We start from the raw sequence: 15042 nt of genomic DNA on the forward strand, positions 1-15042 counted from the left end.
AGTGTCAGACCGTACCGGCTGCGAGCGCGGTCTCAATGTCGGCCAGCAGATCGTCGGTGTCCTCGATACCCAGGGAGATCCGCGCGAATCCTTCCGGAACCGCGTCACCCCAGCGCGCCCGGCGATCCACCGAGGTGTGCACGCCACCAAAACTCGTCGAAGCGGCCAATAGCTCGCTGGCACGCACCAGCGCATGCACGGCGTCGGCACTGGCCAGTTCGATCGATACGAGGGAACCGAACCTGCTCATCTGGGCGGACGCCACGGGATGGGAGGGATCGCCCGCAAGCCCGGGGTATCGCACCGACACCACACTGGGGTGCTCACCCAGCATCGTCGCGAGTGCGAGCGCGTTCTGACACTGACGTTCGAATCGCAGCCCGGCGGTGGCGAGGCTGCGCGCCCCCAGCCAGGCCTCGAACGGACCCAGGATCGCCCCGGCGCGCGATCGTTCCTGTAAGACGGCCGACAGTAGATCCTCGCGCGACCCCGCGACGTACCCGGCGATCAGGTCACTGTGACCGGAAAGCGCCTTCGTCGCGCTCGCGACCACCAGGTCGGCACCCAACTCCAGCGGCAGCTGACCCATCGGGGTGGCCGTGGTGTTGTCCACCACCAGCACGCCACCGCGAGCGTGCGTCTCACGGGCCAGCAGGGCCAGGTCCACCACATCCAGGCGCGGATTGGAGGGAGTCTCCGCCACCACCACATCGGCCTGCGCGGCGGCGGCCACGATCTCATCCGACTTGGCAGCGATCACATTAATACCCAGCGCTGCAAGGTTTTCCGTGGCATAGCGCCGCGTCTGATAGTAACCGTCCTCCGGAACCACCAGCGTCTGTCCGGGGCGGACCAGCGCACGTAACGTCGAGGCAATCGCACCCATACCCGAGCCGAACACCAGCGCGCTATCGGCGCGCTCCAGCGCCGCCAGACCCGATTCCCATTGTCTCCAACTGGGATTGGATGCGCGCCCGTATGTGTCCAGAGAGTCGTCCTCGGGCACCGGCAGATGGTAGGCAGAGGCGAATACCGGCCCCGCGAGAAAAGGCTGCCCGGCAACAGGTTCGGCGGTGGCGGCCACAACGGCCCGGGTCGATATCCCTGGCTCTGGCATGTGCTTACTCCGGTTTGGTACTGCGCCCTAACAACTGCGCGACGGCATCGGTGACGCTCAGTCCGCGATGACAGACGCCATGAACAGCTTCGGTGAGCGGCATCTCGACGTCATAGCTCGATGCCAACGCCAGGATGGACTCACAGGAGGTGACTCCCTCCGCGACCCTACCGCCGGCGGCGTTACGTGCCTCCTGCAGCGTCTCACCGCTGCCCAGCCGCATGCCGAAGGTCCGGTTTCGCGAGTGCGTCGAGGTGCAGGTGGCCACCAGGTCGCCGACCCCCGCCAGACCCGCAAGCGTGGTGTGGCTGGCGCCCAGCGCCAGCCCCAGCCGGGTGATCTCGGCCAGCCCGCGCGTGATGATGGTGGCTATCGTGTTCTCCCCCAACCCGACTCCGGCGGCCATGCCGCAGCTCAGGGCGATCACGTTCTTGCACGCGCCCCCCACCTCGCAGCCGACCACGTCTGCGTTGGTGTACGGGCGGAAGTAACGCGTGGAGAAGGCGCGCTGCAGGGCGACGGCCCTGGTCGAGTCTGTGCACCCGATGACGGTGGCCGCGGGCTGGCCCGCCGCGATCTCACTGGCCAGATTCGGGCCGGTCAGCACCGCAACCCGGCTGGGATCGGTGCCCAGCACCTGAGTGACGACCTGACTCATCCGCATGAGCGTGCCGACCTCGATGCCCTTGGCCAGGCTCACCACCGAGGACCCGGGTTCGATGAGGTCGGCCCAGGGGGTCAGGTTGGCGCGCAGAGACTGCGACGGCACCGCCAACAGCACCAGGTCGGCGCCCTGCAGGGCCTCTTCGGCCACTCCCGTGGCGACTATCGACGCGGGCAGATCCACATCGCTGAGGTACACCGAGTTCCGGTGCGTCGCATTGATCTCATCGGCTAGTTCGGATCGGCGTGCCCACAACCGCACATCGTGTCCGGCGTCGGCAAGCACCTTGCCCAACGCGGTCCCCCAGGAACCAGCACCCATCACCGCAGCCGTGGCCATGGCAGACACCCTAGCCGGGGCTGGCACCATGGAGTACGTGGGCAGACAGGCTGGCACAGACTTCGGCGTGATCATCGCGGTCAAGAACTTGGCGACCGCGAAGAGCCGCCTGGCGCCGTCCCTGCCCGCACCTGAGCGGGAACGGCTGGTGCTGGGCATGCTGACGCACGCCATGTCGGTGGCCTTCTCCGCCGCCCGAACCGTGGCGGTGATCAGCCCTGATCCCGCGGCCAAGGCGGCGGCCGGCGAGGCCGGGGCCCGGTTCATCTTCGATGACACACCTGAGGGCCACCCCGACCCGCTGAACAACGCGTTGCGCAGCGCCGCTACCCAGCTGCGGGCGGCATCGCCGAATCTTGTTGTGTTGCAGGCCGACCTTCCCGCGGTGACGGCCAAGGAATTCGCGGCCGCGATGCAGGCTGCCCGCAGCCACGCGCGCAGCTTCGTCGCCGACCGGCACGGCACCGGCACGGCGGCGCTGTTCAGCACCGACGGCGAGCTGAATCCGCTGTTCGGAATCGATTCGGCACGGCGACACCGGGATTCGGGGGCCATCGAGCTCACCGGCGATTGGCCCGGTTTGCGCTGTGATGTGGACACCCCGGAAGATCTGAGCGCGGCCCGTGAACTGGGAGCAGCGCTGCCGCTCTGAGTCGGGCCGATAACTCTATGATCACAAGGGTGACCACACCCAGCGTTCCCCCGGCCGCAACCACGATCGCGTCGGGTGAGGAGCTGCCCGAAGACCGGTACCTCAACCGGGAGCTCTCGTGGCTGGATTTCAACGCGCGCGTGCTCGCTCTGGCCGCCGACGAATCACTGCCCATCCTGGAGCGCGCCAAGTTCCTGGCGATCTTCGCCTCCAATCTGGACGAGTTCTACATGGTCCGCGTGGCCGGCCTGAAACGCCGCGACGAGACGGGGCTCTCGGTGCGTTCGGCCGACGGCCTGTCGCCGCGTGAGCAGTTGAAACTGATTGGTGAGCGCACGCAGGAGATCTCGGTCCAGCACGCCCGCGTGTTCAGCGAGTCGGTACGGCCCGAACTCGCCGAGAACGGCATTTTCGTCGTCACCTGGGCGGACCTGTCGGAGAACGAGCGCAGTTACCTCTCGTCGTATTTCACCGACCAGGTCTTTCCGGTGCTGACCCCCTTGGCCGTCGACCCGGCGCATCCGTTCCCTTATATATCGGGCCTGAGCCTGAATCTCGCGATCACCGTCCAGGTTCCCGAGACAGGTGGCCAGCACTTCGCCCGAATCAAGGTGCCTGACAACGTCGATCGATTCGTCAGGCTGCGCAGTCCGGAAGGCGCCGAAGCCGCGCAGGCGGCCCACACCGCCCGTTTCCTTCCCATGGAAGAACTCATCGCCGCGCATCTGTCGGCACTGTTCCCAGGTCTGGAAGTCGTGGAACACCATGCATTCCGCATCACACGGAACGCGGATTTCGAGGTCGAGGAAGACCGGGACGAAGATCTTCTGCAGGCACTGGAACGTGAATTGGCTCGTCGCCGGTTCGGCTCACCGGTTCGGCTCGAGGTCGCCGACGATATGACCGAGCACATGCTCGAGCTGCTCTTGCGTGAGCTGGATGTGAATCCCGGCGATGTGGTGCAGGTACCGGGCTTGCTCGACTTGTCCTGCTTGTGGCAGGTCTATGGCGTGGACCGTCCCGCACTCAAGGACCCCACGTTCGTCCCGGCAACCCACCCCGCGTTCGGTCAGGGCGAGACCCCGAAGAGCATCTTCTCCACCCTGCGCGACGGTGATGTGCTTGTTCATCATCCCTACGACTCGTTTTCCACCAGCGTGCAACGGTTTATCGAGCAGGCGGCGGCCGACCCGCAAGTGCTGGCCATCAAGCAGACGCTGTACCGCACCTCCGGCGACTCGCCCATCGTCAATTCGCTCATCGACGCCGCCGAGGCCGGTAAGCAGGTGGTCGCCCTCGTCGAGATCAAGGCGCGCTTCGACGAGCAGGCCAATATCAAGTGGGCCCGAGCCCTGGAAGATGCCGGCGTGCACGTGGTCTACGGCTTGATCGGCCTGAAGACGCATTGCAAGACCGCACTGGTCGTGCGCCGCGAGGGGTCCGCCATCCGTCGGTACTGCCATATCGGTACCGGAAACTACAACCCGAAAACCGCCCGGCTCTATGAGGACGTCGGCCTGCTGACCAGCGCCCCGGAGATCGGCGCGGACCTCACCGACCTGTTCAACTCGCTCACCGGGTATTCACGGAAGGTGTCCTACCGCAACCTGTTAGTGGCACCGCACGGAATTCGCGCGGGGATCATCGACCGCATCGACCAGGAGATCGCAGCTCATCGGGCCGGGCAGGATGCCCGCATCCGAATGAAAATGAACGCGTTGGTGGACGAGCAGGTCATCGATGCGCTGTACCGGGCATCGCAGGCCGGTGTTCCCGTCGAGGTGGTGGTGCGCGGGATCTGCGCGTTGCGACCTGGCGTTCCGGAGTTCTCCGGCAACGTCACGGTGCGATCCATTCTCGGCCGGTTCCTTGAACATTCGCGCATCATTCACTTCAATGCCATCGATGAATTCTGGATCGGCAGCGCCGACATGATGCATCGTAATCTGGACCGACGGGTCGAGGTGCTTGCACGCGTCACCGATCCGAAGCTCACCGCACAGCTCGACGATATGTTCACCTCCGCGTTGGACTCCCGGACCCGCTGCTGGGAGCTGCAGTCCGACGGTCAGTGGTTGGCCTCGCCTGCGGACGGCGAGGAGGTGCGCGACCATCAGGTCGAAATGATGAAACGGCACCGCTCACATACCTGAGCTAGCCCAGGTTCTTCTGGCTGAACAACTCTCCCCCGAAGGAGCTTTCGTGCCCGATCCGACGACGCGGACCGGTGCTGCGGTCCTTGCTGCCGGAGCCGCACTCTGGCGGTACAAGGAAGACACTGCCGGAGCCATCGAAGTGGCGCTGGTGCACAGGCCACGGTACGACGATTGGTCATTACCGAAAGGCAAGCTCGATCCCGGTGAGACAGCGGCCATCGCCGCCGTCCGCGAGATCGCCGAGGAGACCGGATTCAGCGCCCGGCTCGGCAGACGATTGCCATCGGTGAGTTACCCGGTGGCCCAGGGAACCAAACGCGTCAGATATTGGGCAGCACAAGCTTTGGACGGGAAGTTTGAAGCCAACAATGAAGTCGATGAGATTCAGTGGCTGCCGGTGGCGCGGGCGATCAAGACGGTCAGCTACGCCGTTGATCGGAAAGTGCTGCGAAATCTCGCAAAGCACGAAATTGACACTCGGACATTGATCATTGTGCGCCACGGAAAAGCGGGGCGAAAGGAACGCTATTCCGGCGATGACACGCTGCGTCCGTTGGACAAGAAAGGCCGCGCCCAGGCCGAAGCGCTTACCAGTCAATTACTCGCATTCGGCGCCAGTGCCATTCACGCTGCCGATCGATTGCGCTGCCGGCAGACCGTCGAACCGCTTGCCGAGGAACTGAACACGGTGATCTATAGCGAGCCCGCACTCAGTGAAGAGGCCTACTGGGCTGATCGAAAGCGTGCACATCGCCGAATTCTCGAAATCGCCGGGTCGGACGGCATCCGGGTGGTATGCACTCAGGGACGGGTCATCCCAGACCTCATCCAATGGTGGGCAGATCGCGACGGTGTCCGCCCCGATAAGTCACGTAACCGCAAGGGCAGCATGTGGGTGCTGTCGATGCACGGCCAGAAACTGCTGGCCGCAGACCATCTGGACAGCCCGCTGCCTACTGGCGGCTAGCCGCCTACACTGCCCCCAAAAGCAACATCGGGCCCCACCCTGAGGTGGGACCCGATGTTGTCTTGAAACTACTTGCGGCCCTTCTTGGCCGGAGCCTTCTTGGCCGGAGCCTTCTTGGCGGGAGCCTTGGTCGCAGCCTTCTTGGCAGGAGCCTTGGTCACGGCCTTCTTGACGGGAGCAGCCTTCTTAACGGCAACTGCCTTCTTCACGGGCGCCTTCTTGGCGGGAGCGGCCTTCTTGACCACTGCCTTCTTCACGGGCGCCTTCTTGGCGGGAGCAGCCTTCTTGACGGCGACTGCCTTCTTGACCGGGGCGGCCTTCTTGGCGGGAGCCTTCTTGGCCGGGGCTGCCTTCTTGGCGGCGGCACGCTTCGCCGGGGCGGCGGTGGAGCCACGCTTCACAGCGGGACCGTCGGCCGGAAGCTTCTGCGAGCCAGAGACAACCGCCTTGAACTGTGCACCGGGACGGAACGTCGGAACCGACGTCGGCTTCACCTTGACGGTCTCACCGGTACGCGGGTTGCGGGCGACACGTGCGGCGCGGCGACGCTGCTCGAAAACGCCAAAACCGGTGATGGTCACGCTCTCACCCTTATGCACGGTGCGAACGATGGTGTCGACGACGTGCTCCACCGCGGCGGTGGCTTGCCGGCGATCCGAGCCCAATTTCTGTGTCAGAACGTCGATGAGCTCTGCTTTGTTCATGTAAAACCCTCCGAAGCCAGTGGTCCACTTTGAACCGACTTCGAACACGGTAAACCCAACTGCACCTGATTTCCAAGTGCCACGCGTAATTTCGGCAAAATTCTCTAAGCCTTTTGCCGACCTAAAAGGAATGCCCTTGGCCCCCAAGGGCGCCCAATCAGCTACTCGGAGGGCTCCAAAGTGCGGGGTTTGAACTCCGGCCGAGAGGCCTCGAAAGCTTCGATTTCGTCGACTTTTCGCAGCGTAAGGCCTATATCGTCCAGTCCTTCGAGCAGCCGCCACCTGGTGTAGTCGTCAATCTCAAACGGCACCACCGCCGTTCCGGCGGTCACTGTCCGATCGTCAAGATTCACAGTGAGTTCCAAACCAGGATTCTGCTCGATCAGTTTCCACAGCAGCTCGATGTTGGACTGATCCACCAATCCGGCGACCAGACCGGCCTTACCGGCGTTGCCCCGGAAGATGTCTCCGAAACGGGACGACAGTACTACTCGAAATCCGTAGTCCATCAAGGCCCACACGGCGTGCTCGCGGGACGATCCGGTGCCGAAATCGGGCCCGGCGACGAGCACGCTGCCCCGGTTGAACGGCTCCTGATTGAGAATGAACGAGGGATCGGCACGCCAACCGGCGAAGAGACCGTCCTCGAAACCCGTTCGGGTGACACGCTTGAGGTACACCGCCGGGATGATCTGATCGGTATCGACGTTGGAACGACGCAGCGGCACACCAATTCCGGTGTGAGTGTCGAATGCCTCCACTATTTCCTCTCCCTGCTGGTCTAGAGCGCGGATTTTGCCAAATCAGCTGGCGATGAGAGCTTTCCCCGCACCGCCGTGGCCGCGGCGACGGCCGGTGACACCAAGTGGGTACGACCGCCCTTACCCTGGCGGCCCTCGAAATTCCGGTTCGAGGTCGACGCGCACCGCTGCCCGGGAGACAGCTGGTCAGGGTTCATCCCCAGACACATGGAACATCCCGCCTGGCGCCATTGAGCGCCCGCGGCCGTGAAAATCTCACCCAGTCCCTCGGATTCGGCCTGCGCACGCACCCGCATCGAGCCGGGAACAATGAGCATGGTGACCCCCTCGGCCACCTTCTGGTCTCTTAGTACGTCGGCCACCGCGCGCAGATCCTCGATCCGCCCGTTGGTGCAGGACCCCACGAACACGGTGTCCACCGGGATCTCACGCATCGGGGTACCCGGGGTGAGATCCATATAGGTCAGCGCCTTCTCGGCCGCCAGCCGCTCCTCCTCATCGGCCATCAGCTCCGGATCAGGCACATCCGCGCTCAGGGGCACTCCCTGCCCCGGATTGGTGCCCCAGGTGACAAAGGGCGTCAAAGTACTGGCATCGATGTGCACTTCGGCGTCGAACTGAGCGCCCTCGTCGGTGCGCAACGAGTCCCATTCGGCCACAGCGGCATCCCACAGCTCCCCCTCGGGGGCGTGCGGACGACCCTTCAGATACGCATATGTCGTCTCGTCGGGGGCGACCATGCCTGCCCGCGCACCCGCCTCAATGGACATATTGCACATAGTCATTCGGGCCTCCATCGACATCTCTTCGACGGCCTGCCCGCGGTACTCCAGGACATAGCCCTGGCCGCCGCCGGTGCCAATCTTGGCGATCACCGCCAAAATGACGTCCTTGCTGGTGACGCCCGTCGGCAGGGGGCCGTCGATGTTGATGGCCATCGTCCGAAAGGGCCTCAGTGGCAAGGTCTGCGTGGCCATCACGTGCTCGACCTCGGAGGTCCCGATGCCCATCGCCAGTGCCCCAAATGCCCCATGTGTAGAGGTATGGCTGTCGCCGCACACGACTGTGGTGCCCGGCTGGGTCAGGCCCAGCTGCGGTCCGACCACGTGCACGATGCCCTGTTCGGCGTCGCCCATCGGGTGCAGGCGGATGCCGAATTCTTGGCAGTTGCGCCGTAGCGTTTCCACCTGAGTGCGCGACACCGGATCAGCGATCGGCTTGTCGATGTCGATCGTCGGCACATTGTGGTCTTCGGTCGCGATCGTCAGATCCGGCCGGCGCACCTGCCGCCCGGCGAGCCGCAGGCCGTCGAAGGCCTGCGGGCTGGTCACCTCGTGGACCAAATGGAGATCGATATAGATGAGGTCTGGCTCTCGGGCCTCACCCTCACCGGTTCCGCGTACCACTACGTGGGAGTCCCAGACCTTCTCTGCCAGGGTCCGGGGCTGTTGGACACTAGTCATCATTGGCTCCGTGCTCATTGCGTCTCATTATTTGGAACGCTAGTATCGTTCCGTGAGACAGCATAGCGGTATCGGCGTCCTCGACAAAGCGGTGCAGGTCCTGACGGCCATCGGCGACTCCCCCTGCGGGCTGGCGGAATTGTGCGAACGCACCGGGCTCCCCCGGGCCACCGCTCACCGGCTGGCGGCGGGGCTGGAAGTCCACCGACTCCTCTCCCGTGACGGTGACGGGCAATGGCAGCTCGGCGCCGGGCTGACCGAACTCGCCGCACATGTGAACGATCCGCTGCTCAGCGCCAGCACCCAGGTGCTGCCGAAACTGCGTGAGATCACCGGCGAGAGCGTGCAGCTCTACCGCCGCGAAGGCACCGTCCGCATCTGCGTGGCGGCACTCGAACCACCAGCGGGGCTTCGCGATACCGTGCCGGTCGGATCACGCCTGCCCATGTCCGCCGGATCAGGTGCCAAAGTTCTGCTAGCCCACAGCGACACCGCCACCCAGGCCGTGGTGCTGCCCGAAGCGACATTCACCGAGCGCGCTCTGGCCGACGTACGCAAGCGCGGTTGGGCGCAAAGCGCCGCCGAACGGGAGGCGGGGGTCGCCAGTGTGTCGGCGCCCGTTCGCGACCGGCACGGCAATGTCGTTGCGGCGATATCGGTTTCCGGCCCCATCGATCGGATGGGCCGGCGGCCGGGCGCTCGCTGGGCCGCCGATCTCGTGGCCGCATCAGAGGCGATAACAGCCCGGCTTTAAGCTCCGAAGATGGGAACCAACCAGCGCTCGCAGATCGTCATGTCTGACGAAGAGATCACCGCGTTCATCAACAACTCACGCAACACCACCATGGCGACCATCGGCGCCGACGGGCAGCCGCACCTGGTCGCCATGTGGTACGCGGTGATCGACGGCGAGCTGTGGTTCGAGACCAAGGCCAAGTCGCAGAAGGTGGTCAACCTCAAGCGCAACCCCACCATCACATGCCTCATCGAGGACGGACTCACCTACGACACCCTGCGCGGCGTGGCGATCGAGGGCCAGGCAGAAATCGTCGAGGATCCGGACAAGCTGTTCCAGGTGGGCGTCAGCGTCTTCGAGCGGTACACCGCCCCGTACACCGAAGAAATGAAGCCATTTGTCGAGACGATGCTCAACAAGCGCATCGCGGTCCGGGTGCGCCCTACCCGCATTCGGTCCTGGGATCACCGCAAGCTCGGCATGCCCGCGATGCCCGTGGGCGGGTCAACGGCGCCGCAGCAGTAGGCACGGCGGTGGGCCGGCTCGCGCGCGATGCGTTCGACTCCTTCCGTGAGGGTCTACGCCATAAGAAGATCAAGCGGCCATTGAGCGATGCGCTGGTCCACCACCTCAGTTCTGGCGAGGTGGCCGGAGAACAGGGCGACCGGATCCGTGAATTGTGCGCCGAGACCCTCGACATCGAGGTGGACGTCGCAAAGGCCGGCGCGCATCAAGCACGCAAATTTGTGATCTGGACCCTGCGTAACCGCCATCCCGAGCTGACCGAGGAAGCACTGCGGATGTTAGGTGACTACCGCGCCGAGAGTTGGCGCTAGCTTCGAAGAAGAGCTGGTACCCCCGATGGGATTCGAACCCACGCTACCGCCGTGAGAGGGCGGCGTCCTAGGCCGCTAGACGACGGGGGCTAGAACATTTCCGTGCAACGCGCGTGGCGCGCAGACTTGACAGTCTAGCTCACCGGTATGCATCACACCAAATCACTTGTCGTGCAAATGATTTGCGCTGGGGTACCAGGACTCGAACCTAGAATGGCGGTACCAGAAACCGCTGTGTTGCCAATTACACCATACCCCATTGGCCTCGCAGAACCGCAGGTCAGCGCGCTGACAGCGGACTTTGGAGCCGACGAGCAGACTACCAAACCAAGGGCGATTAACCCGAATCGGTTTGACCCTCTACCTCATTTTCCCAGGTCCGAGCGTTTCTCAGCCGCTGCAGGGTGCGTTCGGAGCCCAGCAGTTCCATAGATTCGAACAGCGGCGGGCTCACCGTCGCACCGGTGACGGCGACACGCAGCGGCCCGAACGCCTTCCGGGGTTTGAGTTCGAGTCCCTCGATGAGCGCGCCCTTGAGCGCCTCCTCGATCGCAGGTGTGGTCCAGGCATCGACGGACTCCAGCGCACCGATCGCCGCATCCAGCACCGGCAGCGAGGCCTCCCCCAGTTCCTTGCGGGCCGATCCCGGATCGATGGCATAGACATCGTCGTTGAGGAACTTCAGCAGCCCCCAGGCGTCGCCCAGCACCACAACCCGCGTCTGCACCAGATCCGCCGCCACCGCGAAGGCGCTGTCCTCAAGTCCGAGCTCGTACCTGTGGGCGGCGAAGAAGGTCTGTAGCCGCGCCACGAACTCCTCCGGGGCCAACAGCCGGATGTGCTCGGCGTTGATGGCGTCGGCCTTCTTCTGATCGAACCGCGCCGGATTCGAGTTGACGTTGGCGACGTCGAAGGCGGCGACCATCTCCGACAGGCTGAAGATGTCGTGATCGTCGGCTATCGACCATCCCAGCAGGGCAAGGTAATTCAGCAGCCCCTCGGGGATGAACCCGCGGTCGCGGTGCAGGAACAGGTTGGACTGCGGATCGCGCTTGGACAGCTTCTTGGTGCCCTCGCCGAGCACCGACGGCAGGTGCGCGAACACCGGTATCGAGTCGGCGACTCCGATCCGGATCATGGCCTCATACAGGGCGATCTGGCGCGGTGTCGACGGCAGCAGATCCTCACCGCGCAGCACGTGGGTGATCTTCATCAACGCGTCGTCGACCGGGTTCACCAACGTGTACAACGGATCTCCGTTACCGCGGGTCAGCGCGAAGTCGGGCACCACACCCGCGGCGAACGTGGTCTCCCCACGCACCAGGTCGTTCCAGGTGATGTCGTGATCGGGCATCCGCAGTCGGACAACAGGGTTGCGCCCTTCCGCGTGGAACGCCGCACGCTGCTCATCGGTGAGGTCGCGGTCGTAATTGTCGTATCCGAGCTTTGGATTGCGTCCCGCGGCCAGGTGACGCGCCTCCACCTCCTCCGGCGTGGAGAACGACTCATAGGCCTCCCCCGCCGCCAGCAGCTTGCGCACCACCCCGAGGTGCAGCTCCTTGCGCTGCGACTGCCGGTACGGCGCGTACGGCCCACCGACCTCGGGCCCCTCGTCCCAGTCCAGGCCCAGCCACCGCAGGGCGTCCAGGATCGCCAGATAGCTCTCCTCACTGTCGCGGCCCGCATCGGTGTCCTCGATACGGAATACGAAGTCGCCTCCGCAGTGTCGCGCATAGGCCCAGTTGAACAGCGCGGTCCGAATCAATCCGACATGCGGAGTACCGGTCGGCGAAGGGCAGAAACGTACCCGGACCTTGCCAGATCCAGTGGTGTCACTCATTGTTACTTCGCCTTCCGCACAACAGGATTGGACAAGGTGCCGATACCTTCGATGGTGACGCTCACGGTATCTCCGTCGACGATGGGGCCGACGCCCTCGGGTGTTCCGGTAAGGATCACGTCGCCGGGCAGCAGGGTCATCACTGCCGACACCCACTCCACGATCGCGCCGACATCGTGCAACAGCAACGAGGTTCGGCTGCTCTGCCGGACTTCGCCATTGACCTCGGTGCGGATGGCCAGATCCGAGGGATCAAGATCAGTGACAATCCACGGCCCCAGCGGGCAGAACGTGTCGTGCCCCTTGGCTCGTGTCCACTGCCCGTCGGCACGCTGGTGATCGCGCGCGGAGACGTCGTTGCCGATCGTGTACCCCAGAATGACCTCGGCCGCCCGGGAGGCGGGGACGTCCTTGCACGGCCGGCCGATCACGATCGCCAACTCGCCCTCGTGGTGGACCTCGGATGCGCTGGGCGGCAGCTGAATCGGCAGACCCGGACCAATGATCGAGGTGTTGGGCTTGATGAAGATCACCGGCGACTCCGGTGGGGCACCACCCATCTCGGCGGCATGGGCGGCGTAGTTCTTACCCATGGCCACCACCTTGCTGGCCAGAATCGGCGCCAGCAGCCTGACGTCGGCGAGCGGCCACTGGCGCCCGGTGAAAGTGGGCGTCCCGAAGGGATGCTCGGCGATCTCCCTGGCGGTCTCGGTGCCGTCATCTCCCTCGATACTGACGAAGGCGACACCATCTGGGCTGGCAATACGTCCTAGGCGCATTTACATGAGCCTAGTTGCCGGGCTTTGCACCTTCCTCGGCATCCTCACGTTGGTCCTCCCGGATGTTGGCGCGAGTGACCAACGCCACCAGAAAGTCCTCCAACCGGTCGTGGGTGATATCGAGTTCCCCACGAAACCACGTGGTCACCAGGTCCAGTCCACCGGAAACCAACGTGAAGGTGGCCAGGTCCAGATCGGGGTCCAGCGCATCGTCGGCGGGAAGCAGCACGCGGCCCTGATCGGCCATCACCTGTGCCAGCGTCTTGACCAGATCGCGGCGGCGGGCCGCCAGCCCCTCGGTGGCCTGCGATTCCACCAGCAGCCTGCCCCGACGCGGGTCGGCGGTGAGAAATCGCAAGCCGCTACCGATGGCCGCACGGGTACGTACCACCGGATCCTTCGACGTCGAGCTCTTCGCGATGGCCTCGATGATGGCTGCCGATCCCGCCAGCATCTGTTCATCGAGCATCGCGAGCACCAACTCATCGGTGCTGCGGAAGCTCTCGTAGAAGTACCGATCGTTGAGCCGGGCCTCGGCACATACGCCGCGCACCGTCAGCCCCTTCACGCCGCCACCGGCGACCAGGTCCAGCGCGGCGTCCAGGAGCGCCGCGCGTCGTCGTGCGCGTCGCTCGCCGGAGGTGGCACCGCCATAGGTCCGGGATGGCATCCGCCGATTGTCGCACTTTGGTTCTTGACCTCACGGCATTTTCTGGTGATGATTCTCACCAGATGGTGAGACGTGTCACCAGATGGCCCGTTCAACGAGGAAAGGACCTCATTCATGGCTTCGAGCTGGCAGAAGCTCCCCAACCCGCCGCAACTTCGCGAGTTCCCGTTCAACGTGTTCACGCGCTTCCTGGCCGGACGGGACATCCGCGCGACCGCCGAGCAGCGGGAGACCTTCCGTCAGTACGCGCACGTCGGCGACCCGCTCGCCGATGCCGTGGTCGCGATGTTCGCGCGTTTCCCGGCGGGCCAGGGGCGACGGATGTTCGAGATGGCATTGGAGTCCGGCATCGAATCGGTCGACAATCCCCCCGAGGAACTCGTTGCGTTTTTCACACAGGTCGATGCCCGGCCGTATTGGCTCGACGACGCGAAGCTTGAGCTGGCCGCGCGGGTCAGCATGCGCACCGGAGTGGTGGGCCTGGGCCTGGCACTGCCCGGCCTTGCCCTCACCGGGGGCTATCTCTCGTCCCGCGCCGACAAACCCCTGGTCGGTACCGGCAATCTGAATCTGCAGGCCGCGGCCCCGCGCCGGCTGCACGAGACGGCGCAATGGCTCATCGATGTCACCTCTCCCGGTGGACTCGAGCGATTCGCCACCGGTTTCAAGGGAGTGTCTCGAGTCCGTCTCATGCATGCGCTGGTTCGCGGCGCCATGAATCGGCGCGATGACTGGGATTACGAGAACTGGGACACCCCGATCAATCAGATCCAGCTGGCGGGGACGCTGATGCTCTTCTCGCTGGCCAATCTGGCGGGATGCCAGGCCATGGGCATGAGTTTCTCGGACACTGAGCGCGAGGCAGTCTTCCATTTCTGGCGATATGTCGGGCAGCTCATGGGAATTCACCCCGAACTCGTACCCACCAGCGAGGAGGACACCTGGCGGTTGTTCTGGCTGGAGGCCGATACCGAGTTCCTGCCCGACGAGGACTCGTACTCGCTGACGCAGGCTCTACACCGGTCCATGCCGGACGAGCCCGCGTTCATGCGGCTTTCCCGCGCCTATCTTTCGTCCTACAGCCGCCTCATCCTCGGCAAGACACATGCCGATCACCTGGGGCTTATCGACAGCAAGTCGATGCAGGCCGCGGTCCTGGGGACGTCGGTGGTCAACTGGTTCTTCGAGCGCCGCAACGTGCTGCCCGGCATGACCCGCATCAGTGAGGAATTCGGTCACTTTGCGCGGCGTCAGATCGTCTCGCGCGGCATGGCGCAGACCGGGGGCGATCGCACCTACCGGCAGCACGACAAGCTCGCGACGGCCAGCTAGCAAATCCCATATATTAGGATACTAGT

The 15042-nt window shown here is 64.4% G+C and carries 15 protein-coding genes and 2 tRNA genes; 7 read left to right on the top strand and 10 right to left on the bottom strand.

What is annotated here, in order from left to right; genetic code table 11:
- Positions 1–4 precede the first annotated feature (4 nt).
- Positions 5–1117 (bottom strand): cystathionine gamma-lyase, encoded by a 1113-nt coding sequence (locus AOT87_RS16485; protein ID WP_057967670.1) that lies wholly within the window; start codon positions 1115–1117, stop codon positions 5–7.
- Positions 1118–1121: 4 nt separating this feature from the next.
- Positions 1122–2102, bottom strand: a complete 981-nt coding sequence (locus tag AOT87_RS16490) for an NAD(P)H-dependent glycerol-3-phosphate dehydrogenase (protein WP_030094091.1) — start codon at positions 2100–2102, stop codon at positions 1122–1124.
- Between the two features lie 46 nt (positions 2103–2148).
- Between AOT87_RS16490 and cofC the strand changes: the two genes are divergently transcribed.
- From cofC to AOT87_RS16505, 3 genes are read left to right on the top strand one after another with little or no spacing between them, the layout of a single operon-like run.
- Positions 2149–2772, top strand: coding sequence for a 2-phospho-L-lactate guanylyltransferase (gene cofC, locus AOT87_RS16495; protein ID WP_057967691.1), 624 nt, complete (start codon positions 2149–2151; stop codon positions 2770–2772).
- Positions 2769–4925: an RNA degradosome polyphosphate kinase gene (locus AOT87_RS16500; RefSeq protein ID WP_256364554.1), complete on the top strand. Its 2157-nt coding sequence runs from the start codon at positions 2769–2771 to the stop codon at positions 4923–4925. The genes cofC and AOT87_RS16500 overlap by 4 nt, the downstream gene beginning before the upstream one ends.
- A gap of 49 nt (positions 4926–4974) precedes the next feature.
- Positions 4975–5895, top strand: a complete 921-nt coding sequence (locus AOT87_RS16505) for an NUDIX hydrolase (protein WP_057967671.1) — start codon at positions 4975–4977, stop codon at positions 5893–5895.
- A 68-nt stretch (positions 5896–5963) separates the two neighbouring features.
- On the opposite strand, the gene AOT87_RS16510 is transcribed toward AOT87_RS16505, so the two are convergent.
- The 3 genes from AOT87_RS16510 to leuC form a co-directional block, all read right to left on the bottom strand.
- Complete coding sequence (locus AOT87_RS16510; RefSeq protein WP_057967672.1) at positions 5964–6599, bottom strand: HU family DNA-binding protein; 636 nt, start codon at positions 6597–6599, stop codon at positions 5964–5966.
- 161 nt (positions 6600–6760) lie between these two features.
- Positions 6761–7360: a 3-isopropylmalate dehydratase small subunit gene (gene leuD / locus AOT87_RS16515; protein WP_046254246.1), complete on the bottom strand. Its 600-nt coding sequence runs from the start codon at positions 7358–7360 to the stop codon at positions 6761–6763.
- 20 nt (positions 7361–7380) lie between these two features.
- Entirely contained in the window at positions 7381–8826 is a 1446-nt protein-coding gene (leuC, locus tag AOT87_RS16520) for a 3-isopropylmalate dehydratase large subunit (protein WP_030094097.1), read from the bottom strand.
- A gap of 49 nt (positions 8827–8875) precedes the next feature.
- Here leuC and AOT87_RS16525 point away from each other — a divergent pair, with 49 nt between their 5' ends.
- From AOT87_RS16525 to AOT87_RS16535, 3 genes are read left to right on the top strand one after another with little or no spacing between them, the layout of a single operon-like run.
- Positions 8876–9577, top strand: coding sequence for an IclR family transcriptional regulator (locus AOT87_RS16525; protein ID WP_057967673.1), 702 nt, complete (start codon positions 8876–8878; stop codon positions 9575–9577).
- Positions 9578–9586: 9 nt separating this feature from the next.
- Positions 9587–10084, top strand: a complete 498-nt coding sequence (locus AOT87_RS16530) for a PPOX class F420-dependent oxidoreductase (RefSeq protein ID WP_030094099.1) — start codon at positions 9587–9589, stop codon at positions 10082–10084.
- A gap of 8 nt (positions 10085–10092) precedes the next feature.
- Positions 10093–10395: a hypothetical protein gene (locus AOT87_RS16535; RefSeq protein ID WP_057967674.1), complete on the top strand. Its 303-nt coding sequence runs from the start codon at positions 10093–10095 to the stop codon at positions 10393–10395.
- A gap of 14 nt (positions 10396–10409) precedes the next feature.
- Here the strand turns inward: AOT87_RS16535 and AOT87_RS16540 are convergent.
- The 5 genes from AOT87_RS16540 to AOT87_RS16560 form a co-directional block, all read right to left on the bottom strand.
- A tRNA-Glu gene (locus AOT87_RS16540) sits at positions 10410–10485 on the bottom strand.
- A gap of 97 nt (positions 10486–10582) precedes the next feature.
- A tRNA-Gln gene (locus tag AOT87_RS16545) sits at positions 10583–10654 on the bottom strand.
- Between the two features lie 78 nt (positions 10655–10732).
- Complete coding sequence (gltX, locus tag AOT87_RS16550) at positions 10733–12235, bottom strand: glutamate--tRNA ligase (protein ID WP_057967675.1); 1503 nt, start codon at positions 12233–12235, stop codon at positions 10733–10735.
- A gap of 2 nt (positions 12236–12237) precedes the next feature.
- Positions 12238–13014: a fumarylacetoacetate hydrolase family protein gene (locus tag AOT87_RS16555; RefSeq protein WP_030094102.1), complete on the bottom strand. Its 777-nt coding sequence runs from the start codon at positions 13012–13014 to the stop codon at positions 12238–12240.
- 10 nt (positions 13015–13024) lie between these two features.
- Positions 13025–13684, bottom strand: a complete 660-nt coding sequence (locus AOT87_RS16560; protein WP_030094103.1) for a TetR/AcrR family transcriptional regulator — start codon at positions 13682–13684, stop codon at positions 13025–13027.
- A 114-nt stretch (positions 13685–13798) separates the two neighbouring features.
- On the opposite strand from AOT87_RS16560, the gene AOT87_RS16565 reads away from it, so the two are divergent.
- The gene (locus tag AOT87_RS16565; RefSeq protein WP_046254251.1) at positions 13799–15016 is read left to right on the top strand and encodes an oxygenase MpaB family protein; all 1218 of its coding nucleotides are present in this window, start codon (positions 13799–13801) and stop codon (positions 15014–15016) included.
- Positions 15017–15042 lie beyond the last annotated feature (26 nt).

This window comes from Mycobacteroides sp. H003 (assembly GCF_001440135.1).
GTDB lineage: Bacteria > Actinomycetota > Actinomycetes > Mycobacteriales > Mycobacteriaceae > Mycobacterium > Mycobacterium gwanakae.

Excerpts from the sequence above, each read along its gene's own strand:
- AOT87_RS16485 (WP_057967670.1), bottom strand. The coding sequence starts at position 1,117 with ATGCCAGAGCCAGGGATATCGACCCGGGCCGTTGTGGCCGCCACCGCC.
- AOT87_RS16490 (WP_030094091.1), bottom strand. The coding sequence starts at position 2,102 with ATGGGTGCTGGTTCCTGGGGGACCGCGTTGGGCAAGGTGCTTGCCGAC.
- cofC (WP_057967691.1), top strand. The coding sequence starts at position 2,149 with ATGGAGTACGTGGGCAGACAGGCTGGCACAGACTTCGGCGTGATCATC.
- AOT87_RS16510 (WP_057967672.1), bottom strand. The coding sequence starts at position 6,599 with ATGAACAAAGCAGAGCTCATCGACGTTCTGACACAGAAATTGGGCTCG.
- leuC (WP_030094097.1), bottom strand. The coding sequence starts at position 8,826 with ATGATGACTAGTGTCCAACAGCCCCGGACCCTGGCAGAGAAGGTCTGG.
- AOT87_RS16530 (WP_030094099.1), top strand. The coding sequence starts at position 9,587 with ATGGGAACCAACCAGCGCTCGCAGATCGTCATGTCTGACGAAGAGATC.
- gltX (WP_057967675.1), bottom strand. The coding sequence starts at position 12,235 with ATGAGTGACACCACTGGATCTGGCAAGGTCCGGGTACGTTTCTGCCCT.
- AOT87_RS16555 (WP_030094102.1), bottom strand. The coding sequence starts at position 13,014 with ATGCGCCTAGGACGTATTGCCAGCCCAGATGGTGTCGCCTTCGTCAGT.
- AOT87_RS16560 (WP_030094103.1), bottom strand. The coding sequence starts at position 13,684 with ATGCCATCCCGGACCTATGGCGGTGCCACCTCCGGCGAGCGACGCGCA.
- AOT87_RS16565 (WP_046254251.1), top strand. The coding sequence starts at position 13,799 with ATGGCTTCGAGCTGGCAGAAGCTCCCCAACCCGCCGCAACTTCGCGAG.